Genomic DNA, 25,443 nt, shown 5'->3' on the forward strand with positions numbered 1-25,443 from the left:
AGGTCGACCGTCTGTCGACCTCTTTTTAACCTAAATGAAACCTTATGAAGAAGTTTACGGGTGCAAAGATATTGCTGACATCTACTTACCATTCAAAACGTTAGTTACGGATTTATTATAAAATGATTGTTAGACTTAACCATTTGATAATGATCAAAGAAGCAGTTTCTAAACTTCACACTTCAAATTCTATGTGTGGAGTTATTTTGTCTTCGTTATTTCCAAAATACTTTTCGTTCAATCAGTACTATTAAGAGGTTCCTTTATTTATTATTATCAGCGATGGAAGCTCTGACACTAAGAATAAAATTTCTTCCCGGAGCGCTGATGCCGCTTGAGTACGGCCGGTAATGTCGGTCGAGTATATTTTCCAATGCTGCAGTAATGAGAAAAGTCTTGTTCAGTTCGTATGCTCCGCTGATATTTAATGTATACCAGCCTGGAGAACCATCTTTGGACTGATCAGTGCGATGTCGCGCATATAAGTACGGTTTATCCACTATTTCATTATCAGGGATATCATCACGAAGGCGCGGACCATTGAACTCTGAAAAGAACTCCGCTCTTAGAGCATCTTTCTGGTAGATAACGGACCATCGCCCAAACACAGGTGTGGTATGGCGAAGGGGCTGATCATTGGTCCTGTCGTTACCTGCAGTCTCTGTGATACTCAGGCTAGAGGCCCAGTGCGTCGAAATATTCCAGTCCAGCTGTATACTTCCACCGTAGATAATGGCCTCACTGGCATTGACTTGAGCCAGCACTTTTCGGTTAATTCCATCGGTTAAAACAGAGTCCTGACCATTCACTGTAAAATCCCCTCGTACAATGGCGTTATCCAGGAAAGTGATAAAGCCCGTAAGCCGCCAACTGAACGTATCCGAATTTTTGCTCCAGCTTACCTCCGTATTGTAACTAAATTCAGGTTTTAAATTTTCGTTGGGTACTATGATGGTATTGTCATTTAACTCAAATACCTTTCCCACGTCATCTACATTGGGTGCACGAAACCCTGAAGAAAACAGTAAGCCCAGTTTCTGATCTTTGAGCCCTTTATAGACGATACCCAGACTACCATTCAATGCACTATTATTAAGGTCTATTTTACCAGCGTCAATAAAAGTGGCCTCCTGATTTCTCGTAGTTGCTGTCAGTCTTACATTAGTAAAGCGCATCCCTCCGCTTAAAATGAACTTTTCAAGACGATGGGTATAACTGCTGTACAATGCGGTAGAGTAGTAATCACTCCCCCCATCCGGATATCGCGAACTGGTATTGGTTATCTCCAGGGTGTTAAGGTCTTTTCTAATGCCTTTGGACTGTACATCATTGTATAGAAACTCACCCCCGTAAAATAAGGAATGAATGCCTATTGGCTTATCGAAATCGAGGTTTACGGAATACAAGTCTACATCCTCTGTTCGGGTACGCAACCGGGGGCTTCCAAAGCTACGGTCATTTCGGCTTTCGCGATAGTCCTGGTAGGCGGCCACAAGTTTGGCCTGATGGAATAGTTTTCTTGGAGAGGTATATTCCACTCTAAGCGCATGCATCCCCCAACGTTGAGGCCCATAATACCATTCAGCATTCGTTAACAAGTCTGTACCTGTTACAGGTTCTGTAAGAGCGTCGTACCTGGGAATATCAGTAGTATTGCTCCAGTAGAATCCATAAGACAGGTTAAGTTCTTTGCTTGGTCTATAGGCAAATTTTTGGATGATGTTCCAGCTATCGAAGCCACTGGGAACCTGATTTTCGGGTTTGTCATTGGGTATGAGTATATCTGTACCATTTGCCGCCTGATCCACGAATGAGTTCCTCTTTCCAAATTCAGGGTAATCATCAGGCCGGTTACTACCGCTTCTCAGGTCATCAAAAGAGCTGAATGAGAAGGAACTGAATGAAGCTAGTTTACCACCTCCTATTTTAAGGTCCAGGTGTCCGGTTTTTTCGTTCGTAGCAGTAGAACCACGTAATAATGTGTTGCCCATTACAAGTATCGATTTATTGGTAGCGAACTGCGGGTCTTGTACATGAAAGTCCATCACGCCTCCTAGAGCATCACTTCCATAAATAACTGAGCCTGGCCCCATAATGACCTCAGTGCCTTCCAGGGCATTAGGGTCTACACTGATTACATTTTGAAAGTTACCACTGCGATAGATGGCATTGTTCATTCGTACTCCATCCACCACAATTAACGTAGAGTTAGCTGAGAAACCTCGTAACTTTGGGCTGCCTCCACCAAGCTGACTTTTTTGAACAAATACCTCTCCTGAAGTGGCAAGCAGGTCTGCGGAGGTTTGTGGATTATGGTAAGCTACCTGTCTGGCTTTAATACTCAGTATTCTGTTGGGGATCTCCGAGATATCCTGCTCCCACTTATTGGCCGAGACCACGACACTTTGCATTTCGATAATAAGGTCTTCTAACGTTACTACATCATTAGGTACCTGACTTTTTATCACCGTCAAATCACGGTAAGATGGGTGTTGGAAATGGAGCGCTTCAGTATTTTCAAATATGCTGATATCTGCCTTACCTTCCATGTTGGTCAAAATGGAGGTTTCTCTGGCTTTATTAAAAATAACAACATTGGGAATGGGTACACCGTGTTTATCCAACACCTTTATTTGCTGCCCAAATGCGGCTGTAATACTCAATATACACCACGCAATCATAAAAAAATACAGCCTTGTTTTCATAGGGAGTGAAGCTATTGAAAATAAATAGCAAGTCATATGATGACTCTTATGTTCGGTTGATTTATTATTTAAAGCTTCAGCTTCATTTCCGGCATGCTACCATACGGCCTTCCTTGAAAAGATATTGAGCAGGAGTTCTTTTGAAAGTTTATCCGGTATTATTTTCAGGAATCAGATGAAGTAATGCCAAAAACCTCATGTACGGCATGGGTAAGTCAATTTTTTTATTTTAGCGAAAAGTGTTTAGTAAGTAGCTCTTAGTTTATTGAACTATTAGGGCCCTTCCTGTACAAGTTTTATGTCGCTTACTTCTACGAAACACGGTATAGACACGGACTGGGGTTGATATTCCAAGGTGGGTTTGTCCATATAGGTACGGGGTTCTACAATCCCCTTGATCTGTACTCTCTTACCTTTGAAACGATCAGCTTCTTCAGTTGGGCGGACTGATGCGGGCATGTATGGAGGTAAAAGGAGAACTTCCAATGTTTCACTTATTTTTAGACTGTACCTGCCCGTATGTACTCCCTTTGCCGGCTTTTGAGCTAGTTTGCTCTCCACGTAAATACCTTGCAAGGTCACCGTCTGTCCGGAGATCTTCTCAATGTCTTCAACAGTATTGATTTTCATAGCGCGTTGATTCGAATTACATCCAGTATAGAACAATACTGTTAAAATAAGTGGTAAGACTTTCATTTATTTTTTCTTGATCCTTATTGTGGTAGGAGATTGCCCATGTAGATTGGTATCTTCATGTTGTTCATGGAATGTTTGACCGGCCTTATGTGTTCCGTACATAGCAAAATCCCATTTTTTGTTTTCTATAGACGGGTCACCGACAGCGTAATTTTCCAGGGTCACCTTATCTTTTTTATCGTCACTTTCTGCTACTACACCACCCCAATGAAAATTCCAGGTATCACTTTCATAACCCGGGACGGGGCTTCCTCCGCTGGCCATGGTATAGCCTTCACCCACTTCCGGAACGGCATAGCGATTGATGGCTAGATCCTGATCTATAGACGCTTGTTCGCTAGGGGTAAGCCCGTTGTAATATGTCCAAAGAACTTCGGTTTTTTTGTCATTTTCAAGAATATAATCCTTGATTATTTTGTCTTTATCGCTGGGGGTGGTAGCCGTACTGTAATCTGATGCGAGGACACCTAGCTTCGCATCTATCACGGTAACTGCGTCCAGTACCTTTTTAATTTTGGTCTTTTTACTTGCACTGGTGGTACTCAAGCCATACGTATGGTTAAGCCAGGCATTCATAATTTCACCTCGCATGGAGGAGGGACCTTGTGCAGCAGTTTCTATCGTAGCGCCACTTCCGGGTGATTGGTACATTCCTACGCGTGATTCACTGCCCACCACAACTCCCGCGCTTTTGCCGCAGTCGGCCCATAGATCCATAGCTGTACCAGCGGTAGAGTTCTGAAGGTTTTCCGGTAAGACTTTCTTTAATGTTTTTTTCTTTGTGCCATCAGATACCTCTATGGTTGGCGACATTTCTTTCAGTTTTATCCCTGAACCTACCGATTTCAAAGCGCTATTGGAAGTAGCGGCCTTACCAGAGGCCAGGTACATTACATGGTTTGGATAACCTACTTTTACTGTTGCGCTCAGGTCATCAGCCACCCGATAATTGTCAGAACGTATATTATCTACAAAGTATCCCTGGATGGGGCCTTTACTATTGGCGGTGGCTTGTTGTTCAATTGAACCTATGGCGGAAGGTTCTCCTCTGGCGGCTCTGACTCCGGCTGTGTCTGCTTCTTTCTCTAATCCGGGGTCGTCATTAATGTTACTTTGACCCGCCTGCACTCTGCCTTGCCTCTGCTGTACAACATGCGCAAATTCATGACCTATAAGCTCCTGGCCTTTACTGCTTTCAGGATTAAATTGGCCTGGAGCGAAGTGCACATTTTCACCTTGAGCAAATGCCAGTGCTCCAAAACTTTTTGCCTGTGCTGAATTGGTTTTGATCTTTACGGAAGAGAAATCAGTATTAAAAGATTCTTCCATTTTTTTCTGAATAACGTGCGGTAATGGACCCATGCCGATACTGCTGTCATTTGTCAGGGGTGTATCTTTTTCTGACGGATCAAAATTAGCATTTATATGCGATGGATCTACAGCTCTTTGTATCCTTTGACGTTGGGACTGATTCTTAGTATGAATATCAGGATCACGAGAAAAACTAACCTTGTCGTTACTTTGTTCTTTGAACTCCATTTGTTGGCCAGGGGTTTTAAATGAATAAATATATAACTTATCCTTAAATAACGCAAAATCATGAAATGTGGTAATGAACAAAATGATCTGGGTATTTTTATGCTGATTTCAATTTATCTTATTAAAACGCTGACATCCTTACCTTCTACAGATAGAAACCTGTAATAATCTTGAGCGCGAATCTAAAGATAATTCGAAACCTGGTATCTCCTGAAATAAATTTGATACAAGGAAAGTTTTGACAGAGTATCTGAGATCATACTTCTTTACATAATTGTGCCCCTGGTAAATTCTACATACAAAGCTCCGTTCTTCTTGAGAAACGGACATATAGCTACAGTCATCCCAAGCATTTTGCGCGAGGTGAGTGATATACATTACGTACGGGAAAGAATAGATACACCCGATGATGACTTTCTGGATCTGGACTGGCTTACTGCTTCATCAGGAACATTGGCAGTAATCACACATGGGTTAGAAGGAAGTTCCAATCGGCCTTATGTTTTGGGAATGGGTAAATACCTGTACCAGAATGGGATCGATGTACTTGCCTGGAACTGTCGTAGCTGTAGTGGCGAAATAAATCGTCAGGCTCGGTTTTATCATCATGGTGAAACTCAGGATATTGAACTGGTGATTTCGCATGCGTTGCAAACCAGGGCTTACAAAGCCGTGGTTCTAATCGGTTTTAGTATGGGAGGCAGTATTACGTTAAAATATCTTGGAGAAAACGCACACCTGGTACCAAAAGAGGTGAAAACAGGGGTAGCGATATCTGTACCTACGGACCTGCGTAGTAGTGCAGATCAATTTGAAAAGGCCCATATGGCATTCTATAGAAAGCGATTTTTGAAAAAACTGGAACTGAAGGTGAAAGTAAAGGCTCAATTATATCCTGATAAGATTGAATATTTAGATTTTTCAAAGATCAGGGCTTTCCGACATTTTGATAATACGTACACTGCTCCTTTGCATGGATTTACGGATGCAAATGATTTTTATGAAAAAGCCAGTGCTCAAAATTACATTCCCGGCATAAGGGTGCCATTTTTGCTAATTAATGCATTGAATGATCCTTTTCTTACTCCACAGTGTTTTCCGAGGAGTTTAGCCCGGGATCATCCGCTTTTTCATTTAGAGATACCTGACTATGGAGGGCACGTAGGGTTTACCCGGTATAATAGCAGTATTAGCTATATGGAGATGAGAACATATGAATTTGCAAAAAATATGCTTTAATTATTTGCAATAAATGTATTACTTGTGACGTCATTGTGATAGAAGAATTTTTGTGAAACAGAGCTATTTTATTTTTTTACTTTCGAGTTACTTCCTAATCTTTTCCGGGGACCTGGGTGCCCAACAGTTGACGGAGATAGCTGACCTGAGAAAAAAGCTGGAAACTGCTAATGACACTACATTGGCTGGCATCTACTTTGAGCTCTCTATGAAATACCAGCATATGAAGCCTGATTCGGCCATGTATTTCGCTGAGGAGGCCATTGTTCACAGTCGAACTATCAACTACCAGAAAGGAGAGGCGGACGGCCTGATAAGTTTAGGAAGGTTGAAGAGGGATAAAGGCGCTTACGCGGAGGCGTTGGATGACCTTTTTATGTCTTTGAAAATATTTAGGGACATAAAGGATAAAAAACAGATAGCCAATGCCCTGAATGACATTAGTATAGTTTATGCAATTTCCGAGGATTATGAGCAATCGCTTGATTTCTTTAAACAGGCGTTAACTATGTTTCAGGAACTTGGAGATGAAAAAGGGGAGTCTTATGCATTGAATAATATTGGTATCATTTACCAGGAAATGGGACTTGATAGTACTGCACGCGACTATTTTTTACAATCCTTGCATATAAAAGAAAAGAATAATGACGGCTATGGCATATCCAGAGCATACAGTAATCTTGCTTCCATTATGGAAGAGTATGAACTCTATGACGAAGCCCTCCTGTATTATTTCAAAGCTGATAGCGTATACCAGACCCAATTCGACTTAAGGGGAGAGGCGGATAATTATATATCCATTGCTAACCTTTATCATTTAATGAATGCTCATGATTTAGCACTAAAATATGGTTTAAAAGGACTTGAATTGAGTTATGAAATTAATCTCCCACCCATCCGGCAAGATGCCCTGCAGGTATTGACTATTATATATGAGAGTCTTGGAAATTATAAAGAGGCACTTAAATATCAAAGGTCTTACCAATACCTTACAGATAGTCTTTTGAATGTGGTGAGTCTTGAAAATGTAGAAAGACTTAAGGAAAAATTTAATACAGAAGAGAAAGAAAGAGAGATAATAGCTCTAAAAAAGAACCAGGAATTGCAGCAAGCCCTGGTAGAGAGAAGGACTATACAAGGTTATCTGCTTATCGGGTGTGTAATGTTACTATTACTATCGTCGGTTTTTCTATATATTGCCTACTCAGCCGGTAGGAAAAAGAAAAATACCTTGTTAAAAATGAATCGGGATAAAGACCGGTTTCTTTCCATTCTGTCGCATGACATAAAAAGTCCGTTAAATACACTTAAGGGGTTTTCTCACCTATTATCTTCCTCAGTGGATCATCTGAGTCAGGATGAGATAAAAACTTTTGGCAATCGTATAAATAGCTCTTTGAATAAGTTGACACAACTTATAGACAATCTTTTAGAGTGGTCTATGGTGCGGACAAATGTGAGTGAAATGCACTTCGATAAGATCGATATGAAAGAGCTTATACAGGATGTGGTAGAACTTTATCAGTTGACGGCTGAGCATAAAAAAATAGAAATAGTCACCGATGCTTCTTCTGATGCATTTGGCTATGCCGATTATAACTCGATCCATACAGTCTTGAGAAACCTTTTATCGAATGGTATAAAATTCTCCCATCCTGATAGTAAGATTATGATCAAGACCGAGTCAGACAAAGGACAGGTAAGGACTTCCGTGAAGGATTTTGGAGTTGGTATCGGTAAGGAAGTGCTGAATCGCTTATTTAGCTTAACGAAAGATAAAGTACGAAACGGTACTGCTGACGAGAAGGGAACAGGTCTGGGTCTGGCGCTTTCCAAGGAATTGATCTTAGAAAATAATGGAGAGCTTAACGTGATGAGTCAGCCGGGACAGGGGAGCGAGTTCAGTTTTCTAATTCCTGCTTATCAATAAGTGTATGTTATTCGAGGGTATAAGGGAAGTGTTTTCTTTGTACTCGTAACTAATTGCAATGCGTTGAAATAATCATGATAGATATGAAAAAAGTCATTTACGCTTTTATGATCGTGTTTTTGGGGTGTACTGCCAAAGAAACTACGGAATCCGATATGGGAGAAGGCAAAACAATAAAGTCAGTACCCATAGATATTACAGGCACATGGGCAAATCTATCACTGAAAGTGGATATTGGATCTGATCCTGATTCAGTTGTTGATGTACCGGCAGGTGAGTGGGAGAACGTATTGCAGATCAAACCTATTGTCACCACATTCAGGAAAGACAGTACGTTTGTTTCGGAATACCGAAATTTGGGAGATTCGCTTTTTATGACCAGTTCAGGAGTGTGGTGGATGCAGGGCGACTCTCTTTTTATGGAAGAACAGGGAGTGATGAATTCGTATTTTGTAGAGCTTTCTACAGATACAGCCACATTTACAGCTTACCTGGACTGGGACCAGGATGGTGATGCGGATGACTTATACAGTGGAATGCAGATTAGAAAATAGAACTAATGCTCCATATGTGATAAATCATCACACATGGAGCATTAGTTCATTCTAAAAGCCTTCTCCGGATACAAGATCATAGAAGCAGCGTCCTGGTTACACCCTTTTCTGTATTCAGTGAAGTGGTAAGAATTTTCTGTTTAACTGACTTTGCTCTTAACGCACTTCACCTCACAAGAGAACAAAATAAATGTTCAATGAAATGCTTAATATTTAGCCAGTGATTGATCTATCTGATCTGCATAGGCCAGAATACCACCTTTCAGATTATAAAGGTTTTTGAACCCGTATTTTTTCTCCAGGGTCCGGATGGCCTTAGCGCTTCTTACACCGCTTCTACAGTGTACCACCACTTTTTTATCTGAAGAGATTTGATTGACCTGTTCTTCTATGTCACCCAAGGGGATAAGTGTGCCTCCAATCTCTGCAATTTCAAACTCATAATCCTCACGGACGTCTATGAGTTGAAAGCCGTTACCATTACTTTGCATTTGAGCCAGCTCTTCTACAGTGATTTCCTTCACTTCTTCTTCCTGTTCTTCTTCACCACCTATTCCACAGAAAATTTGATAATCAATCAGTTCAGTAACTGGTTTTTGGTCGGGATCTTTGATCAGTTTTACTACCCTTGTCTCAAAAGTGAGTGCATCAAAAAGAAATAACCTTCCGGAGAGTGGGTCGCCTATTCCTGTGATCACCTTTATAACTTCGTTGGCCTGCAAACTGCCTATGATGCCTGGCAGAACACCAATCACACCACCTTCAGCGCAGCTGGGTACCAGACCTGGCGGCGGTGGGGCAGGGAAGAGGTCACGATAATTAGGGCCGCGCTCACCTTTTTCATTTACATAGTTGAAAACTGATACTTGTCCGTCGAACCGGAATATGGAGGCATAGACGTTCGGTTTGTCTAAAATTACGCAGGCGTCATTTACCAGATACCTTGTAGGGAAGTTATCTGTACCGTCGGCTACCAAATCATAGTCTTTGATAATATCCAGCGCATTTTCGGAAGTAAGCTGTACATTATAGGTATTGAAAGTTATATGAGGGTTTAATCCTTTTAGCCTTTCTACCGCGGCTTCTACTTTAGGACGGCCAATATCGTTTACTGAGAAAAGCACTTGACGCTGTAAATTGGACTCATCTACAACGTCAAAGTCTACAATTCCTAAAGTGCCTACTCCTGCAGCAGCAAGATATTGTAACAAAGGTGCCCCAAGACCACCGGTTCCTACTACCAATACCTTGGCTCCTTTAAGTTTACGTTGCCCTTTGATGTTAAAATCAGGGATGATCAAGTGCCTGCTGTACCTTTCCAGCTCAGCTTTGTTGAAATTGATTTCTTCCATTTTGCATTTAGTTTATTCCACCTGCTATGGCAGGTATGATACTTACTATACTGCTACTGTCAAGTTTAGTATTTTGATTGTCCAGTGCTTTAATGTCGTCTTCGCCAACGTAGATGCGCACAAAACTTCTGATATTTCCGTCTGCATCAAACAAGTGTTTTTGCAGTTCAGGAAAATTATTAGCCAGTCCTTTGATGGCTTGCTCCACAGTACCTTCAGAAGTTTCAATGGAACTCTGGTTTTCTGTGAATTTACGTAATGGTGTTGGAATAATTAATTTTGCCATTTTTCTATTTTTTATTAATGTTTAATTCTTCTTTCTCAAATCGTGACGCATCATTTAGTATCCAGCTGGTCACTTCTGCACTGATACCTTCCATGACACTTATAATAATATATGAAAACACGGGTACCGCACTTATTCGGTCGTGTTCTGATGGCACTGCAGGGTGGTTTGGGTGGGAGTGGTATACTCCTAACAAATCCAACCCATGTTTTAATGCATACCTTTCTCCCTTTAAGTAATCTTCCGGTGATATTTCAAAACGTCTGCGTTGGTCTCCGTCTTTTGTATTGTTTATCACCAGTACTTGGCTGACTGTTTTTTCGTCTCCATATTGACCATAAAAAAAACCGCAGCATTCATTTGGGAAACGTGTTTCAGCATCGTGTTTCATAGCTTCCCATGCCGAATTATTTATTACTATCTTCATATCTTATTTAGGATAAGAACAAACCATTGATGATCTCACTGTATTTATCAGAGCTGTCAGGAAACAGTGTGACTATTACACCTTCGTCAATTTCGTCAGCCAGCTTCAGTGCCCCGGACAGGTTAGCTGCAGAAGAAGGGCTCAGTATTAACCCCTCCTTAGCGGCACATAAACGTATCATCTCAAGGGCTTCGTAAGAGTCGATCTCTTCATACCTGTCAGGAAGTTTGTCATGGTAAATGCCGGGAACTTTAGCTGTCTCCAAATGCTTCCACCCTTCCATCAGATGAAGGGCACTGTCCGGCTGTAGTGCTATCAGTTCTATTGCAGAGTTGTATTCCTTTAATCTTTTTCCTGTGCCTGAGAAGCTTCCTGTAGTGCCTAATCCTGTAATAAAATGAGTAATTTCTCCTTTTGTTTGTGTTATAATTTCTTCAGCGGTGCCATAATAATGAGCTTTCCAATTGTTGGGGTTATTGTATTGATCAGCATAAAAGAATTTACCGGGATCAGACCTGTAAAGTCCCATGGCGACATTTTGGGCTTCATCGGTAGATCCAAATTCAGAAGTGTAAATAATTTCTGCTCCCAGGGCTTTCAGTAGCATCTTACGTTCTTTTGAAGCATTAGAGGGGAGGCAGATGGTAACAGGAATGTTCAAGGAAGCTCCTATTGTAGCGTAGGCAATCGCTGTGTTACCACTTGATGCGTCTAGCAAGGTTTTTTCTTTATCTAACTCACCGTTTTTAATCGCATTTTTGATGATGTTGAAAGCAGGCCGCGCCTTTACGCTACCTCCGAATTGTTGCCATTCCAGTTTTGCATAAAGCTTTACACGTTCTTTTTGCAGTATATTGTTGAGCGGGAAAAGGGGGGTGTTCCCGATAAAATCACTAAGATGTGTAACCTCTTCCTGAAGTTTTTCTTCTGATATAAACATTGTATTTGCTTTGGATTAAGCCCCGGTTTATAAAAGGAAGAGCAATAAAAAGGCCCTTCCAAATACTGGAAGGGCCTTCATTTCATTTTTTTCAATAACCTTATACTATATAATAATGAAAGTCCCTCCGTTTCAGACAACAGTTACAACAACACATTGTATTTTGACTAGTTCTTTTCATTATCAGTTAAAACAACGCAAGATTGGTTTTTAAGTTCTGCTAAATAAACAAAAAAAAACAAAAAGCAAACCATTTGTTCGTAATAGTCTGAAAAACAATTTGTTATATATTGGACTATAGTTAGATTTTTTTCAATACTTTTTCAGCAACTGTATCTCCAATAGAAAGTGATGATGTCGCAGCGGGTGATGGCGCATTACATACATTAACGGCTCTTTCATTTTCCAGGATCAGAAAATCATCGATCAGTCCACCATTACGATCACATGCCTGTGCCCGAACACCAGCGCCACCAGGCATGAGATCAGCTTCGGAAAGTTCGGGCATCAGTTTTTGTAATGCCCGGGTAAAAGCTGACTTTGAAAATGAACGATACATTTCACCAAACCCTGTCTTCCAATACTTCGATGCTACTTTCCGGAAACCAGGCCAGGCTAAGGTCTCTGCCAGTTCACCCAGATGAATATCTGTTTTGGTATATCCCTCTCTTTGAAATGCCAGTACGGCATTAGGGCCTGCTTCTACGCCACCTTTGATCATACGTGTAAAATGTACTCCTAAAAATGGGAAATTCGGATCGGGTACCGGATAGATGAGATTTTTGACTAAATGCTGTTTTTCAGGCTTTATTTCATAGTATTCCCCCCGGAAAGGGATGATCTTCACAGATGATTCCATACCTGTGAGTTTGGCTACCTTATCGGAATACAGGCCTGAGCAATTTACAACAAGCTTTGTAGAGTAGGAAGATCGATCAGTGATTACCACACTTCCTTTTGCATTCTTTTTAACACCGATTACTTTCTCATCAAAGTGTAACTCCCCGTCATTTTTACGGATCACTTCGGCATATTTCAGAGCTACTTCTTTGTAATCTACAATTCCTGTCTGCGGTACGTAGATGGCTTCTAAACCGTTGACATGCGGTTCGTATTCTTTGAGTTGTTCCCTGCCAAGTACTTTTAGGCCCTCCAGACCATTTTCTATGCCTCTATTATGAAGGGTGTGCATCAGTGGGATTTCTTCTTTAGAAGTAGCCACTACCAACTTACCACAGAGTTCAAATGGAATATCGTACTTCTTACAAAACCGGATGAGCATTTCATAGCCCCGTATACAATTGATTGCCTTTAAACTTCCAGGCTTATAATAGAGACCGGAATGTATTACTCCACTGTTATGCCCGGTTTGATGAGCAGCAACTTCAGACTCCTTGTCCAGTACCAATATTTTTAAAGAGGGATTCTTTTCTTTGAGTTTCAAACTGGTGGCAAGTCCTACAATACCTGCTCCAATAACCACAACATCATATGCCATACTACGCTAATTGAATCAAGCTGCGAAATTAGGTATGAAAAAGAAAAACCCCTCAAAATTGAAGGGTTTTAATACTTGTGTGGCGTTTTAATTATCTTTCAACGATATATATTATTGTTGCTTATTCTTTTCAAAATCCAAAGAAGCAGAATTAATGCAATAACGTAACCCGGTAGGTTCAGGACCATCCGGAAAAACATGACCGAGATGACCGCCACATCGGGTACATACCACTTCTTCTCTGACCATACCAAAACTTGTGTCCTTTTCTACTGTCACATTCTCTTCATCAATTGGCTCATAAAAGCTAGGCCATCCGCTCCCAGATTCGAATTTAGTGCCTGATGAAAATAACTTTTGATGACATGCAGCGCAATAATACGTCCCCTCTTCATGATTGTCCCAAAATTCACCTGTAAAAGCTCTTTCCGTACCTTTTTCCCGAAGTATATTATACTCTTCTTTCGTTAATTCCTTTCTCCACTCTTCTTCAGATTTCACTATTCTATCGTCCATATTTTTTATTATAGTTTTTCTTGATTCCTGACCTGTACTGCATGAAAAAAACAATATACCCGTCAGAATCAAAATACCATGAATAAAATTGATGTTTTTCATGTTGAAAATTTTTATCTACATGTATCTTAAACTCAATCTATCAGATAAGGTTTATAGAATAAAGTATTTACCGGCAAGATGTCCAACATCAGACATTTTTTAGGCGATCTTTAATTCAAAAGCGTGATATTGATCAATAATTTATTATTTTGGCTTTATTTTTTAGAAGTAAGAAATTCTGTTGGCTTCATTATATTTGGTTGCACTCGTAATTTCTTTAATTTCGCTTCTCTATGAAGAAATTATTGTTTTTGCTTTTATTACCTCTTACTAGTATACTTCCATCTTTTGGTCAAAATTATCAACTTCATTCAGTTTATATTTATAGCTTCATCAAGTATGTACAGTGGCCCAATACTTCTGATTCGGAGTTTATCATAGGAGTTTATGGAAATTCTCCTATAACAGATCATTTGAAAAAAATGGCTGCAGTAAAAAAAGCTGGAGATAAAACCATTATAGTTAAAAACATAAATAATTTAAGTAATACAGCAAATCTCAGTATACTGTTTGTATCAAAAGCGGTGTCTGGTGAACTGGATTCCATCATTAGAAAAATGATGGGTTCCAGCACTTTGTTAATTACTGAAGTAGAAGGTGCAGCTGCAAAAGGCAGTAACATCAATTTCGTAATCAGGTCCGGTAAATTGGCTTTTGAACTGAATCGTAGTGCCATGGATCGAGACAATTTAAAAGTATCGTCAGAACTGACTCGTTTGGCGATCATTATTTAGCAATATAAACTTATAGAACAACGTAACATCATGCGTAAGATCAGGTTTTCCATTGGGAATAGAATTTTTGGAGGATTTTTAGCACTCATCATTTTGTTTGCTGTAAATGCTACTATCATTTTCTACACAGGTAACCAAATTGATAATGTTGTAGACCGGTCAAGAGAGGTCATCAGGCCCTCTGAAGATGCGATCAATAACTTTATTCTGTTAGTCACCCGCTCCAAAATGCTTATTATCAACTGGGTATATGTCCAAAGCAATACTGATGACAAGGAAGCATTGAAGGACTTGCACAATTTCGAATATCCACAATTGAAGGACGATCTGGTTGAACTGAGGGAGTTATGGAGTCTGGATAGTCAGAAACAGGAACTGGATTCCGTTTTTGCTCAGTTTGAAAGCCTGCTGGCTATTGAACAAGACGTAATGTCACAACTGGTCACTTTTGAGAATTATGAGGACCCACTTACTAAACTCCTGGCAGAGGATGCCATAGAAAGTCAAGTGATCCCTATGACTACTTTGATCATTAACCGCTTGAAAACGGTGGCACAGCTTCAGCAAGAAGTTACCAGAGAGTCTAGTGAGATGCTATCGCTTGCTACCAAACGGCTGCGTACTATCACTATAGTATTGGGACTAGTGTCAATTGTTATTGGATTATTGTTTGCCTATTTCATGGCCCGTTCTATGACGCGACCGGTGAATTATATTAAAAACCTGTTGCTCAAACTTGGTAAAGGAGAATTGGTGGATGATCAGGGTAGAAAGTTCAATAATGATGAGATTGGAGAAATGTCTGTGGCGATGGACAATCTTATCAAAGGGCTTAGGTCCACGACTATTTTTGCTGAGAATATCGGAAAAGGTGAATATGATTCAGAATTTAGTCCTTTAAGTGAAGAAGATGTGCTTGGCAACGCGCTGATAGAAATGAGAAATAACCTTGCCCGGGTGGCACAGGAAGATAATAAAAGGAACTGGTCTACTGAAGGACTGGCAACCTTTGGAGAAATTCTCAGGAGAAACAATGACGATATAGAAAAACTGAGTGATGATATCATTCGCAATCTCGTGAAGTATACGGGGTCGAATCAAGGGGGATTATATATTATTGATGATACCAATACGGATGATCCAAGTATGAGCTTAATGGCTTGTTATGCCTGGGATAAGAAGAAATACGTTGATCAAAAAATACACAGAGGAGAGGGACTGGCCGGACAAGTTTGGCAGGAAAAAGATAAGATCTATCTAACGGATGTTCCTGACGACTACGTTAAAATAACCTCAGGACTTGGTGATGCAAATCCAAGAAGTATCCTTATCGTACCCCTTATGGTCAATGAAGAGATTTACGGAGTGGTAGAGGTTGCTTCTTTCAGAGAGTTTGCCGATCACGAAGTCGAGTTTGTAGAAAAGATAGCAGAAAGCATTGCTTCTACAATATCTTCTGTTAAGATCAATGCTAAAACACAAAAGCTTCTGGAAGAATCACAGGAAATGACTGAGCAGATGCGTTCACAAGAAGAGGAAATGCGTCAGAATATGGAGGAATTACAGGCCACCCAGGAAGAGATGCAGAGAAGCCAGGCAGAATCAGAAAGTACGATGGAGGCCATCAATGAGGCTTTAGGTACGATAGAATTTGATCCTGAAGGTAAAATACTGAACGTGAACAATAACTTCCTGAATATTATGGGGTATACAAAAGACGAGATAATGGGTGAACATCATCGTATTTTTGTACCAAAGGAAGATCGTCTGTCTGAAGAATATAAGCAACTTTGGAAGGACCTGGGTTCAGGCATAAGCAGGAGCGGAGAATTCAAAAGGATCAATAAATTCGGTGAGATAAAGTGTCTTTTGGCAAGTTATACCGTCGTAAAAGGAAGAGATGGCGGCGTCAATAAGGTGATTAAATTTGCTTTTGATATAAGTAAAGAATAAGCAGCAGTGGCAACGTATGCAACGTTCAACGCAATATGTTGCTTAAGGGGTGGTGACAGACTTAATGATAGATTTTAACTCCGTCGGACTGTAAGCCAGGTGATGAACTCCTGTTTCTTTTAATTTTTTGTCATGACCCTTCAGAATGTGACTTGCTCCGCAAAACCCGATTACTTGCATGCCTGCAGCGATAGCTGATTTTGCCCCACTGAGGCTGTCTTCAATAACAAGACAGTCATCAGGGCTCTTTTTGGTCGTTTTAGCTGCATGCAGGTATACATCAGGATGCGGTTTGGGGTGTTCTACCATTTCTGCGGAAAAATAATGTTCACCAATAATATCACCGATATTAAGAAATTTGATGGCTTTTTCAACCTGCCATATGTTGCTATTTGATGCCAGTGCTATTGGCAAAGGTAGTGATCTCAGCAATTCAGGCATGCCTTTGATTACCTTGAGATTACTGTATATTTCACGTTCAATTTCTTCAGCAAAATCAATTATCGACTGATTAGCCTCGGGTTTGATCTCAAGGTAGGATAATATTGATGTTAATGTTTTGCCTGTGTGGTTGTTCAGATATTCTTCTACTGAAATACTTATTCCTAATGGGCTAAGCTTATTCGTTACTACCTCGGCTGCTACGATTTCTGTGTCCACTAACACACCATCACAGTCAAAAATTATCTGTTGGATCATGATTTATATATTAAAGATGCAATGTTAGTACTTCCAAGGCAGTGATGGTGTGAATAAATTGTATAAATTGCGATAAAAGGTTGTAAGCACATTGAAGTTTGAAGATTTTGGCCTCGACGCGAGGCTTTTAGAAGGAATAAATGCTATCGGTTACCAGGAAGCTACTCCGATACAAGAAAAGGCCATTCCGCCGATACTTTCAGGAAAAGATATAATAGGTTCAGCTCAGACAGGTACCGGGAAGACTGCTGCATTTTTGTTGCCAATAATTGACCTGATCTTACGTTCGGAACATGATGGGAACATTCGTGCGTTGATCGTGGTGCCTACCCGGGAGCTGGCGGTACAGATAGACCAGCAAATGGAAGGGTTGTCCTATTTTACAGGCATTAGCTCTATAGCTGTATTTGGTGGGAGTGATGGGAGTTCTTTTACACGTGAAAAGACGGCCCTTACTACTGGTGCCGATGTAGTTATAGGTACACCTGGTCGATTAATTGCACATCTGAACCTTGGATATGTTAAAAGTAACCAACTCAGGTACCTGATATTGGATGAAGCTGACCGAATGCTGGACATGGGTTTTCATGATGACCTTATGAAGATCGTTTCACACCTGCCGGAAGGTCGTCAGAATTTGTTATTTTCTGCTACCATGCCACCAAAAATGCGGACGATGGCAGATAAAATATTGAAAGATCCGGTAGAGGTCAAGATCGCAGTATCTAAACCGGCTGAACGCATTTTTCAAGCGGCTTTTGTGCTTTATGATACTCAAAAGATCCCTCTGGTAACGCATTTGCTTCAGGCGAAGAAATTACAAAGCGTTATAATATTTTGCAGTACCAAACAAAGTGCTAAAGATTTAAATCGAGAGCTTCAAAGGCTTGAGTTCTCTTCAGAAGATATCCACTCTGACCTTGAACAGACTGAAAGAGAGAATGTGCTGAGAGAATTTAAAAATAGAACATTGGGTATCCTGGTCGCCACGGATATTCTATCGCGGGGTATAGACGTAGAAGACATTGATTTAGTGATCAACTACGATGTGCCTAATGATGGTGAAGATTATATTCACCGTATTGGACGTACGGCACGCGCAGCTTCAAGAGGGGTAGCTTTTACCCTTATAAATGAAAAAGACCAGGCAAATTTCCTGCAAATTGAGGAGCTGTTGGGAGAACCTGTGAAGAAGGCAAAAGTACCTGTGCATTTGGGCGAAGTACCGCAATACAATCCAAAGAAAAACCGCGGGAAGGGAAGACGCCCGGGAGGGAAACGGTCAACCAGGCGAAAATAATTACCTGTTTATCTATCTACATTTGAAATGCAAAATTTATTCCTCCTGTTTCATTCCGAGATGAAGAAAGCAGTACTTCAAGCAATAATTCCAATTTGTAAGGATGGCAAAGTTGCCTACGGCATGACTTAAATAAGCAGAATCGTTCTTGAAACCACGAAGTCATCCGTAGGAATCCTTGCAGCAAAGAAAGTCATTGGTATGGATTTGCAGCAGGGTAAAGATGCCTATGGTAAAACTTAACATTCAGGTCGTTAAAGAATTCTCAGATGGCCTTTGCTGCTGAAAAGATCTTTGCGAGATGACTTCCGGATTTTAAATGCGTATTATAATCAGTTAGTCATTTCGTAGCAAAGCGAAGAAATCTTTGCCATATAGCAAGTCCGCCACATTCTTTCTACCTGGTTAGATGTCTTCACCAGGTTGCGACATGACTTCGTAAATGAAAACTAATTGCGACAATTTGAAATGCAACCCCTGAATTGAGGGACTGCCTGCCCTTCGTACGACTTCGGAAGGCGAGGTACTACCCTAAACCTCCGTTAATTGGTGGACTCTCGGATCGTTCTCTTCTGTTTTTTATACCGAACTCAGGTTAGTAAGCCGAATAAAACGAACCTATACTACGGGTTAAATTATTATAAATAGGATCGGTAAAAGCCACAAACATTTGCTGAGGAGAAGGAGGGGATTTCTCCTTGCGCTTGCATATCTTGACTTGTTCATCCGTCAAAGCTCTTTCGTCACCTTTGAAGTATCCCCATTTTGCATTCCATACATACTGTCCTCTGAACTTTTGGTTTTTCAATACGGCATTTGTATTGCCATTGATTACTTCCATGCTCAGTACACCGTGAGACCGAAGGGATTTGGTTAAAGTAGTAACTTTGGCATGTACCGTGCTGTAAACAGCTTGCTTGGTGCCATCTTTCAATTTGACCGTACCCACTTTTACACTGTCTTTGCTTACAGATTCTATGACCTTTTCAGTATGTGAATCGCCTAAAGCAAAATCATCGAATTGTAACCTTAAAAAATGATCTACATAAGGCAATTGTTCTGATTCTGCCTCATACGGCGTGTAAAACCTTACAAACGGGGTTCTTTTGGAAGGTTTATGCAGATAACTCTCAATTTTATTCTGAAAGAACTCAGCGCTTAAGTTATATTGAGTAGGAACGGGTATTTGTTCTACCACTACTTTTAAAGTGGCCTTAAACTTTGACTCCTCAAGTTTATCTCTCACATCTTTGTATTCAGACACGAACCCCTGAACATCTTTAAACCTGTAAAACGCTTCTTTAGCATCTTCGCGTGTATCCTTTTCCAGGGCCTCAATTCCGGCTTCATAACTTTCTTCTGCTGCTCTTTCTTTCAGTTGTGCTACTTTGGTGTAATAATCCACCGGGTTAGGAATGATCCGCATAGCTCCTGGTGATCTACGAATTTCTTCATACAAAAAATTGATCTTTTCATAGTTACGGAAGGCCTCACGATACTTAAACTCTACATCCGCTGAAATAGCATTTATCGCATTTCTTTCAAAAGTTTCTACAGCCAATGGATAACTCTGTTTAAGTGTCTCCCTGGATTTCTTATGGGTGGGGTTCTGACGTAACCTGCTTACGGATTTCATCACCGCCTGGTAATAGTCACCTTGCTCAAAGGATTTTTTGCCGGAAGAGCAGGAAAACAGTGCTAAAGAACAAAGGAAAAAGAATGAATAATAGAATCGGCTCATACTTGAGTTAAATTTTGACAACAACTTACAAATAACACATTTGATGCCAATATTTCAATGATACCTTACAGATATCTCTTTATATCATTTCATTATCTCATTCTCAGTGTTGATCTGTAGTGTTTTCATTGTCATTCACCAAAAGGTTAAAAAGCCCTGCTATTATCATGGAGGAGCCTCCTAATACTAAAGCGAATATAAATTCTCCATTGAAGAATTGTGTAACAAGAAACCCAAGGATACTGGCGGCTATGATTTGTGGGATGACAATAAAAAAGTTAAAAATTCCCATGTAGTATCCCATTTTATTGGCAGGTAGTGAAGCTGATAACATAGCGTATGGAATAGTGAGAATACTGGCCCAGGCAATGCCTACGCCAACCATAGAAATGATCAGAAGAGTTGGGTCCCGGATGAAATAAAAAGACACTAACCCTATACCTCCACTTGAAAGAGCTAACATGTGCATGAACTTTCTGCCAACAACCCGGGCAAGGTAAGGTATCGCTAATGCGAAGATTGCGGCCACACCATTATATCCTGCAAATAGCAATGAAACCCAATCAGCACCTTCATTATAGGTGACGGTAGTTGGATCTGAAGACCCGTAAATATGACTGGTGACCGCTGAAGTAGTGTATATCCACATAGCAAACAGTCCAAACCAGGAAAAAAACTGGACAAATGCCAGTTGCACCATGGTCTTGGGCATATGCTGAAAATCCTGAACGATCTGTACAAGACCATTTTTAGATTGAGAGCGTTGCATAAACATGGCTGCGACTACATAGGTCAGACCAAAAAGTGCGAACATGCCTGCAAAAACGTAGAGTTGTGGTTCCAGCCCTTGAATAGCAAACCAGACGGAGAGTGAAATAGCTACTGCGAATAAAAGCGCCCCTATTTTAAAATAGTAAAACGGGCTATGTCCTGTATTAAGGGATTCTTCCTCCTGTCGCACGTCATTGTCTGTAATTTCCTCTTCAGGAGGATATTCCTTTGTGGTAAAAACCGTCCACATCACAGCAAAGAAAAAAGCAAAAGCCCCAATATAGAATGACCATTTAACGGAGCTTGGTATCTCTCCTTCATCGGCTACATTGCTTATCCCTAGCCAATTGGTGAATATCCAGGGTAAGGCAGAGGCCACCACAGCACCAACACCGATAAAAAAACTTTGCATCGCAAATCCTTTTGTACGTTGTGATTCGGGAAGCATGTCACCAACGAAAGCCCGGAAAGGTTCCATACTTACATTAATCGAAGCATCCATGATCCATAAGGCTCCAATGGCTACCCATAGTACCGAAGAATTAGGCATAAGTATTAGAGCTGAGGAGGCCAAAATAGCGCCAATAGCGAAAAAAGGTCTTCTACGACCCCACTTAGGATGCCAGGTACGATCACTGTAATAGCCTATAATAGGTTGCATGAGCAAACCGGTGACAGGTGCGGCAAGCCAGTAAATAGCCAGGTTTTTGGTGTCACTTCCCAGGGTTTCAAATATTCTGCTGGTATTTGCGTTTTGTAAGGCAAAACCAAACTGTATGCCCAAAAAACCAAAACTCATATTCCATATTTGCCAAAAACTCAAACGAGGTTTGGCTGATGAGATAGATATATTTTCCATAAGTAAATTACCAGCTGATCGTCAGCGGGCCTGTAGTGTAGTCTAGAAGTAGGTAAGGTAGATCCTTTAATACGAACTCTTGTCGGCGGTCTCCGACAGGATCAAAATTTGAGATTTTTTGGATGTAACGATAGTCTTCATAAAAAGTATCAGCCAGTTTGCTATTCACTTTAAATCGGGAGCTTTCAAAACCATGGAAGCAGATTTTTAGTGCGTCAAAACGGGAAGAATAACTTCCTTCAACTTCCGCTATTTTTAGCTGTGACTTGTCAGGATCAAATGCTATGGTACGTTGATGGAAGTCCCCTTCTTTGTAAGCGTAGGACTCTCCGTCATCTTCGTAATAGAAAAACTCGTTTTTATCCTGGCCATAATAAATATGAATTTCCAAAGTGGTTCCCAGGCCTTGCGTATTGTTCTTTGCATAGGGAGCCATAGGTATAATAGCAGAGCCTTTGACGTATAACGGTACCGTTTCAATAGAGCATTCGGCAATGATTTGTTGTTGTCCGATATGCTTTTTATCCGTGAAAAACTCATACCATTCACCTTCAGGTAAATACACTTTAGCCAAAGAAGCATTACTTTCTACTGGCGCCACCATTAGGGAAGGCCCAAAAAGATATTGTTGTTCAAAAAGACCATCATAAATGTGAGCATCTTCCGGGTAGTAGATGGCCAGGCTGCGTGAAACAGGTATTCCTGTTTTTGTGGCCATGTAAAAGCAAGAGTATAGGTAGGGTAGCAGTTTATAACGGAGCGTGATGAAATTACGTGATACTTCTTCTACCTCCTCACCATACGACCATGGTTCGGAATCTCTGCTATTGACCATAGAATGCCCGCGAAAGAAAGGAGAAAAGGCGCCAATCTGAAGCCAACGTGCAAAAAGAGACTCATGTGCATTGCCTACAAAACCACCAATGTCATAGCCGGCGAATGCGATTCCGGTAAGCCCTAAGCTATTGACAAGACGTACTCCAAGCATCATGTGCTCTTCGTTAGCCACATTATCTCCTGTCCATACAGCTGCGTAACGTTGTATACCCGAAAATGCGGACCGGGTTAGGTTAAAGGGTCTTTTACCGTTGAGAAGTTCACGTGTACCTTCATAAGTACTACGTGACATTTGTAGGCCATAAACATTTCTACCTTCGCGGGACGACGTCTTATTGCCGTCAAAATCAAATTCTATAAGTTCTGGTAGCGTATTGCCCCAGGTGGCTATCTCGTTCATATCATTCCAAAACCCGTCAATACCAATTTCTGAATAGCTCTTCAAGCTATTCTTCCACCATTCACGAGCCTCCGGTTTGGTGAAGTCCGGGAAATAGCACCAACCCGGCCATACCTGACCGGAATAATGTGTTCCATCCGGGTACTTTAGAAAGATGTCATGTTCCTTTCCGGATTCATAAGGGGCATATCCATCTTCTGCCTTTATGCCCGGATCACACATGACAACCACATGAAATCCTTGTTCTTTTAATGTTTGGATCATGCCGGCAGGATCCGGGAAGTGATTTTTATCCCAGGTAAAGATCTTGAATTGATCCATATAGTGAATGTCAAGCACGATAACATCCGCTGGAATGTCCTTTTCCCGGAATGTTCGGGCTGTACTCAATACTTCTTTATCAGGGTAATAACTGTATCGGCACTGCTGATAACCAATACTCCATAATGGAGGCAATTCCATCCTTCCGGTAAGCTGTGTATAGTACTCGATAATGCCACTGACCGAATCGTCATAAATGAAATAATAGTTCATATCTCCGCGATCCGCAGCGAAGCTCATGAAACGATTATTGGAAGCGCCGAAGTTAAAATGCGTCTTATGGCTGTTGTCAAAATAAATGCCATAGGCCTGACCAGCATGGATACCGATATAAAAAGGTGTGGAGCAATAGAGCGGATCTGACCCATTATGATAGGCATAATTATCGGTATTCCAGTTCTGATAACCGTTTCCGCGTCTGTCCAGTGATCCGGTCTTTTCCCCAAGGCCAATAAAGCGTTCGTCCGGTTGTAATTTTTTGTAGGTACTTACCTGTTCTCCTATCCACGAAGTACCGAATGCTGCGTCGTCTTCATTGATCACATTACCCTTTAGATCCTTGAATACAAACCTAACGGGAGTGCGATATAGGATCAACTGTATTTTGGATGTAGTGATTACCAATGACGTCTCACTTTCTTCCAATTTGAAGTCCCCGGATGGTGTATCAACTACTGCATAAGAATGGTCATTGTATTGAGCTAATGTAGCATGTATCCTGATGGTATGTGGGTTGTAAACAACTACTTTAAATGTGCCATGAGAAGTGTGACCTTCAATGCCATGGTCTATTTTGGTATATCGTCGTAAATCACCTAATGACTGATTTGTATTATGTTTGTCTATGTCCGTCATAAAAAATGATCGTTTTAAAAGAGGTTTTCATAAAGAGATAAAAACGTCTGCTGATGAATCTAAAGTAGTCATAAATATTCCAGATTGATAGGAGGTAGGTGGTAAAAAGTTCCGTAAACGTTTGCATGAACAGAAATGGCTTGACCACAGTGTCTTATTTTGTTATTATTAGGAAAAGTGTAGCTTGTGATGATAAGGAAAATGAGATAAACACCCGATCGTCTAGGTAGGATGGATTGAGACTTTGCAGAATAGTGCCGTTTTTCGGTGACTTTCCTCAGTTTTTGTCAAAAAAATGACAATTAAATTGGCATTTGAAAAAAGGATAGCTAAATTGGTTGACCAGTTGCTGGTAGGTTAATTATAGGATATGAGAAAAGAGATTTTAAATAACTTCAGTGAGATCGTCATCGAGAAACCGGTTGACAAGATCATCCATCAAATTCGTGAGCTCATATCGTCCGGACAACTACAGCCGGGGGATAAGTTGCCATCAGAACGTATGTTAAGCGAGCGGTTTGGTGTAGGTCGTACCAATGTGCGGGACGCTATTAAGAAGCTCGAGTTTTATGGCATTTTAAAGACGTTGCCACAAAGCGGAACTGTAGTGGCCGGGTTTGGTATCGTTGCTTTGGAAGGACTCATTACGGATGTGTTAATGTTAGAAGGTAATGATTTCCATTCATTGGTAGAAACCCGGGTGCTCCTGGAAAGTAACTCTGCCAAGCTAGCTGCAATGAGACGAACGGATGATGACATTGTTTCTCTTTCCAAGGCGCTGAATGCTTATGAAAAAGCTGTGAAGGCAGGAAAGTCGGCAGTTGAAGAGGACCTTCTGTTTCATTTGGAAATCGCCGAGGCCAGCAAAAACTCCGTATTAAAATCGCTCATGTTAATTGTGACTCCTGATATACTCACTGCATTCAAGGAAAATGATATCTGCGGTGGAGACCGGCCTGAATTGGCCCTGGAGGAACATCATGCCATATTGGATCACATAACAAAACGTGATGCTGTGCACGCCGAGCAATCAATGAGAATTCATTTAAGTGACATACTCAATTTTTATAGTGAGAACACAACCCCTAAATAATATCAATGAAAGAAAAAAACGGATAAAACAAAATGGATTAACTAAGAGCTAATCCATTTAGGCAGGATTGTAATCGGTGGTGGTATCGCGAAATAG

General features: G+C 40.8%; 20 protein-coding genes. 7 read left to right on the plus strand and 13 right to left on the minus strand.

The features are described 5' to 3' along the window. Nucleotides 1–263: 263 nt before the first annotated feature. The 3 genes from FNH22_RS10075 to FNH22_RS10085 form a co-directional block, all read right to left on the minus strand. A complete protein-coding gene (locus tag FNH22_RS10075; RefSeq protein WP_185154160.1) occupies nucleotides 264–2,705 on the minus strand; it encodes a TonB-dependent siderophore receptor in 2,442 nt (813 codons plus the stop codon). 273 nt (nucleotides 2,706–2,978) lie between these two features. Further along, the gene (locus FNH22_RS10080) at nucleotides 2,979–3,335 is read right to left on the minus strand and encodes a hypothetical protein (RefSeq protein ID WP_143398238.1); all 357 of its coding nucleotides are present in this window, start codon (nucleotides 3,333–3,335) and stop codon (nucleotides 2,979–2,981) included. Between the two features lie 66 nt (nucleotides 3,336–3,401). After that, nucleotides 3,402–4,940: a DUF4157 domain-containing protein gene (locus FNH22_RS10085; RefSeq protein ID WP_143398239.1), complete on the minus strand. Its 1,539-nt coding sequence runs from the start codon at nucleotides 4,938–4,940 to the stop codon at nucleotides 3,402–3,404. Nucleotides 4,941–5,255: 315 nt separating this feature from the next. Between FNH22_RS10085 and FNH22_RS10090 the strand changes: the two genes are divergently transcribed. From FNH22_RS10090 to FNH22_RS10100, 3 genes are all read left to right on the plus strand, one after another. After that, the gene (locus FNH22_RS10090) at nucleotides 5,256–6,179 is read left to right on the plus strand and encodes a YheT family hydrolase (protein ID WP_255518022.1); all 924 of its coding nucleotides are present in this window, start codon (nucleotides 5,256–5,258) and stop codon (nucleotides 6,177–6,179) included. A gap of 52 nt (nucleotides 6,180–6,231) precedes the next feature. Continuing rightward, entirely contained in the window at nucleotides 6,232–8,109 is a 1,878-nt protein-coding gene (locus FNH22_RS10095; protein ID WP_143398241.1) for a tetratricopeptide repeat-containing sensor histidine kinase, read from the plus strand. Between the two features lie 83 nt (nucleotides 8,110–8,192). Further along, nucleotides 8,193–8,663, plus strand: a complete 471-nt coding sequence (locus tag FNH22_RS10100; protein WP_143398242.1) for a hypothetical protein — start codon at nucleotides 8,193–8,195, stop codon at nucleotides 8,661–8,663. Nucleotides 8,664–8,869: 206 nt separating this feature from the next. Here FNH22_RS10100 and moeB read toward each other — a convergent pair whose 3' ends face one another. The 6 genes from moeB to msrB all read right to left on the minus strand — a co-directional run bounded on the left by moeB (nucleotide 8,870) and on the right by msrB (nucleotide 13,784). Next, nucleotides 8,870–10,015: a molybdopterin-synthase adenylyltransferase MoeB gene (gene moeB, locus FNH22_RS10105; protein ID WP_143398243.1), complete on the minus strand. Its 1,146-nt coding sequence runs from the start codon at nucleotides 10,013–10,015 to the stop codon at nucleotides 8,870–8,872. Between the two features lie 7 nt (nucleotides 10,016–10,022). Beyond that, the gene (locus FNH22_RS10110; protein ID WP_143398244.1) at nucleotides 10,023–10,301 is read right to left on the minus strand and encodes a MoaD/ThiS family protein; all 279 of its coding nucleotides are present in this window, start codon (nucleotides 10,299–10,301) and stop codon (nucleotides 10,023–10,025) included. A 4-nt stretch (nucleotides 10,302–10,305) separates the two neighbouring features. Continuing rightward, a complete protein-coding gene (locus tag FNH22_RS10115; RefSeq protein WP_143398245.1) occupies nucleotides 10,306–10,728 on the minus strand; it encodes a Mov34/MPN/PAD-1 family protein in 423 nt (140 codons plus the stop codon). A 7-nt stretch (nucleotides 10,729–10,735) separates the two neighbouring features. Next, nucleotides 10,736–11,668 (minus strand): PLP-dependent cysteine synthase family protein, encoded by a 933-nt coding sequence (locus FNH22_RS10120; protein ID WP_143398246.1) that lies wholly within the window; start codon nucleotides 11,666–11,668, stop codon nucleotides 10,736–10,738. Nucleotides 11,669–11,969: 301 nt separating this feature from the next. Continuing rightward, on the minus strand, nucleotides 11,970–13,166 hold the full coding sequence (lhgO, locus tag FNH22_RS10125) for an L-2-hydroxyglutarate oxidase (protein WP_143398247.1): 1,197 nt from the start codon (nucleotides 13,164–13,166) through the stop codon (nucleotides 11,970–11,972). 111 nt (nucleotides 13,167–13,277) lie between these two features. Next, nucleotides 13,278–13,784 (minus strand): peptide-methionine (R)-S-oxide reductase MsrB, encoded by a 507-nt coding sequence (msrB, locus tag FNH22_RS10130; protein WP_143398248.1) that lies wholly within the window; start codon nucleotides 13,782–13,784, stop codon nucleotides 13,278–13,280. 233 nt (nucleotides 13,785–14,017) lie between these two features. Here msrB and FNH22_RS10135 point away from each other — a divergent pair, with 233 nt between their 5' ends. Next, entirely contained in the window at nucleotides 14,018–14,518 is a 501-nt protein-coding gene (locus FNH22_RS10135) for a YfiR family protein (RefSeq protein ID WP_143398249.1), read from the plus strand. A 30-nt stretch (nucleotides 14,519–14,548) separates the two neighbouring features. Next, nucleotides 14,549–16,471 (plus strand): GAF domain-containing protein, encoded by a 1,923-nt coding sequence (locus tag FNH22_RS10140; protein WP_143398250.1) that lies wholly within the window; start codon nucleotides 14,549–14,551, stop codon nucleotides 16,469–16,471. Between the two features lie 42 nt (nucleotides 16,472–16,513). Here FNH22_RS10140 and FNH22_RS10145 read toward each other — a convergent pair whose 3' ends face one another. Continuing rightward, nucleotides 16,514–17,170, minus strand: a complete 657-nt coding sequence (locus tag FNH22_RS10145) for an HAD family phosphatase (RefSeq protein ID WP_143398251.1) — start codon at nucleotides 17,168–17,170, stop codon at nucleotides 16,514–16,516. 91 nt (nucleotides 17,171–17,261) lie between these two features. On the opposite strand from FNH22_RS10145, the gene FNH22_RS10150 reads away from it, so the two are divergent. Further along, the gene (locus FNH22_RS10150; RefSeq protein WP_143398252.1) at nucleotides 17,262–18,470 is read left to right on the plus strand and encodes a DEAD/DEAH box helicase; all 1,209 of its coding nucleotides are present in this window, start codon (nucleotides 17,262–17,264) and stop codon (nucleotides 18,468–18,470) included. Nucleotides 18,471–19,065: 595 nt separating this feature from the next. Here the strand turns inward: FNH22_RS10150 and FNH22_RS10155 are convergent. From FNH22_RS10155 to FNH22_RS10165, 3 genes are all read right to left on the minus strand, one after another. Beyond that, nucleotides 19,066–20,211, minus strand: a complete 1,146-nt coding sequence (locus tag FNH22_RS10155) for a hypothetical protein (protein ID WP_143398253.1) — start codon at nucleotides 20,209–20,211, stop codon at nucleotides 19,066–19,068. Nucleotides 20,212–20,314: 103 nt separating this feature from the next. After that, entirely contained in the window at nucleotides 20,315–21,841 is a 1,527-nt protein-coding gene (locus FNH22_RS10160; RefSeq protein ID WP_185154161.1) for an MFS transporter, read from the minus strand. Nucleotides 21,842–21,848: 7 nt separating this feature from the next. Next, nucleotides 21,849–24,254: a glycoside hydrolase family 31 protein gene (locus FNH22_RS10165; protein ID WP_143398254.1), complete on the minus strand. Its 2,406-nt coding sequence runs from the start codon at nucleotides 24,252–24,254 to the stop codon at nucleotides 21,849–21,851. Nucleotides 24,255–24,624: 370 nt separating this feature from the next. Here FNH22_RS10165 and FNH22_RS10170 point away from each other — a divergent pair, with 370 nt between their 5' ends. Then, nucleotides 24,625–25,347: a FadR/GntR family transcriptional regulator gene (locus FNH22_RS10170; RefSeq protein WP_143398255.1), complete on the plus strand. Its 723-nt coding sequence runs from the start codon at nucleotides 24,625–24,627 to the stop codon at nucleotides 25,345–25,347. Nucleotides 25,348–25,443: the final 96 nt, after the last annotated feature.

The sequence above is a fragment of the Fulvivirga sp. M361 genome, from assembly GCF_007097395.1.
Classification (GTDB): domain Bacteria; phylum Bacteroidota; class Bacteroidia; order Cytophagales; family Cyclobacteriaceae; genus Fulvivirga.

What these genes read in the sequence shown, in the direction of transcription:
- FNH22_RS10075 (WP_185154160.1), bottom strand. Translation starts at nt 2,705, where the DNA reads ATGAAAACAAGGCTGTATTTTTTTATGATTGCGTGGTGTATATTGAGT.
- FNH22_RS10080 (WP_143398238.1), bottom strand. Translation starts at nt 3,335, where the DNA reads ATGAAAATCAATACTGTTGAAGACATTGAGAAGATCTCCGGACAGACG.
- FNH22_RS10085 (WP_143398239.1), bottom strand. Translation starts at nt 4,940, where the DNA reads ATGGAGTTCAAAGAACAAAGTAACGACAAGGTTAGTTTTTCTCGTGAT.
- FNH22_RS10100 (WP_143398242.1), top strand. Translation starts at nt 8,193, where the DNA reads ATGAAAAAAGTCATTTACGCTTTTATGATCGTGTTTTTGGGGTGTACT.
- moeB (WP_143398243.1), bottom strand. Translation starts at nt 10,015, where the DNA reads ATGGAAGAAATCAATTTCAACAAAGCTGAGCTGGAAAGGTACAGCAGG.
- FNH22_RS10110 (WP_143398244.1), bottom strand. Translation starts at nt 10,301, where the DNA reads ATGGCAAAATTAATTATTCCAACACCATTACGTAAATTCACAGAAAAC.
- FNH22_RS10115 (WP_143398245.1), bottom strand. Translation starts at nt 10,728, where the DNA reads ATGAAGATAGTAATAAATAATTCGGCATGGGAAGCTATGAAACACGAT.
- FNH22_RS10120 (WP_143398246.1), bottom strand. Translation starts at nt 11,668, where the DNA reads ATGTTTATATCAGAAGAAAAACTTCAGGAAGAGGTTACACATCTTAGT.
- lhgO (WP_143398247.1), bottom strand. Translation starts at nt 13,166, where the DNA reads ATGGCATATGATGTTGTGGTTATTGGAGCAGGTATTGTAGGACTTGCC.
- msrB (WP_143398248.1), bottom strand. Translation starts at nt 13,784, where the DNA reads ATGAAAAACATCAATTTTATTCATGGTATTTTGATTCTGACGGGTATA.
- FNH22_RS10135 (WP_143398249.1), top strand. Translation starts at nt 14,018, where the DNA reads ATGAAGAAATTATTGTTTTTGCTTTTATTACCTCTTACTAGTATACTT.
- FNH22_RS10140 (WP_143398250.1), top strand. Translation starts at nt 14,549, where the DNA reads ATGCGTAAGATCAGGTTTTCCATTGGGAATAGAATTTTTGGAGGATTT.
- FNH22_RS10145 (WP_143398251.1), bottom strand. Translation starts at nt 17,170, where the DNA reads ATGATCCAACAGATAATTTTTGACTGTGATGGTGTGTTAGTGGACACA.
- FNH22_RS10155 (WP_143398253.1), bottom strand. Translation starts at nt 20,211, where the DNA reads ATGAGCCGATTCTATTATTCATTCTTTTTCCTTTGTTCTTTAGCACTG.
- FNH22_RS10160 (WP_185154161.1), bottom strand. Translation starts at nt 21,841, where the DNA reads ATGGAAAATATATCTATCTCATCAGCCAAACCTCGTTTGAGTTTTTGG.
- FNH22_RS10165 (WP_143398254.1), bottom strand. Translation starts at nt 24,254, where the DNA reads ATGACGGACATAGACAAACATAATACAAATCAGTCATTAGGTGATTTA.
- FNH22_RS10170 (WP_143398255.1), top strand. Translation starts at nt 24,625, where the DNA reads ATGAGAAAAGAGATTTTAAATAACTTCAGTGAGATCGTCATCGAGAAA.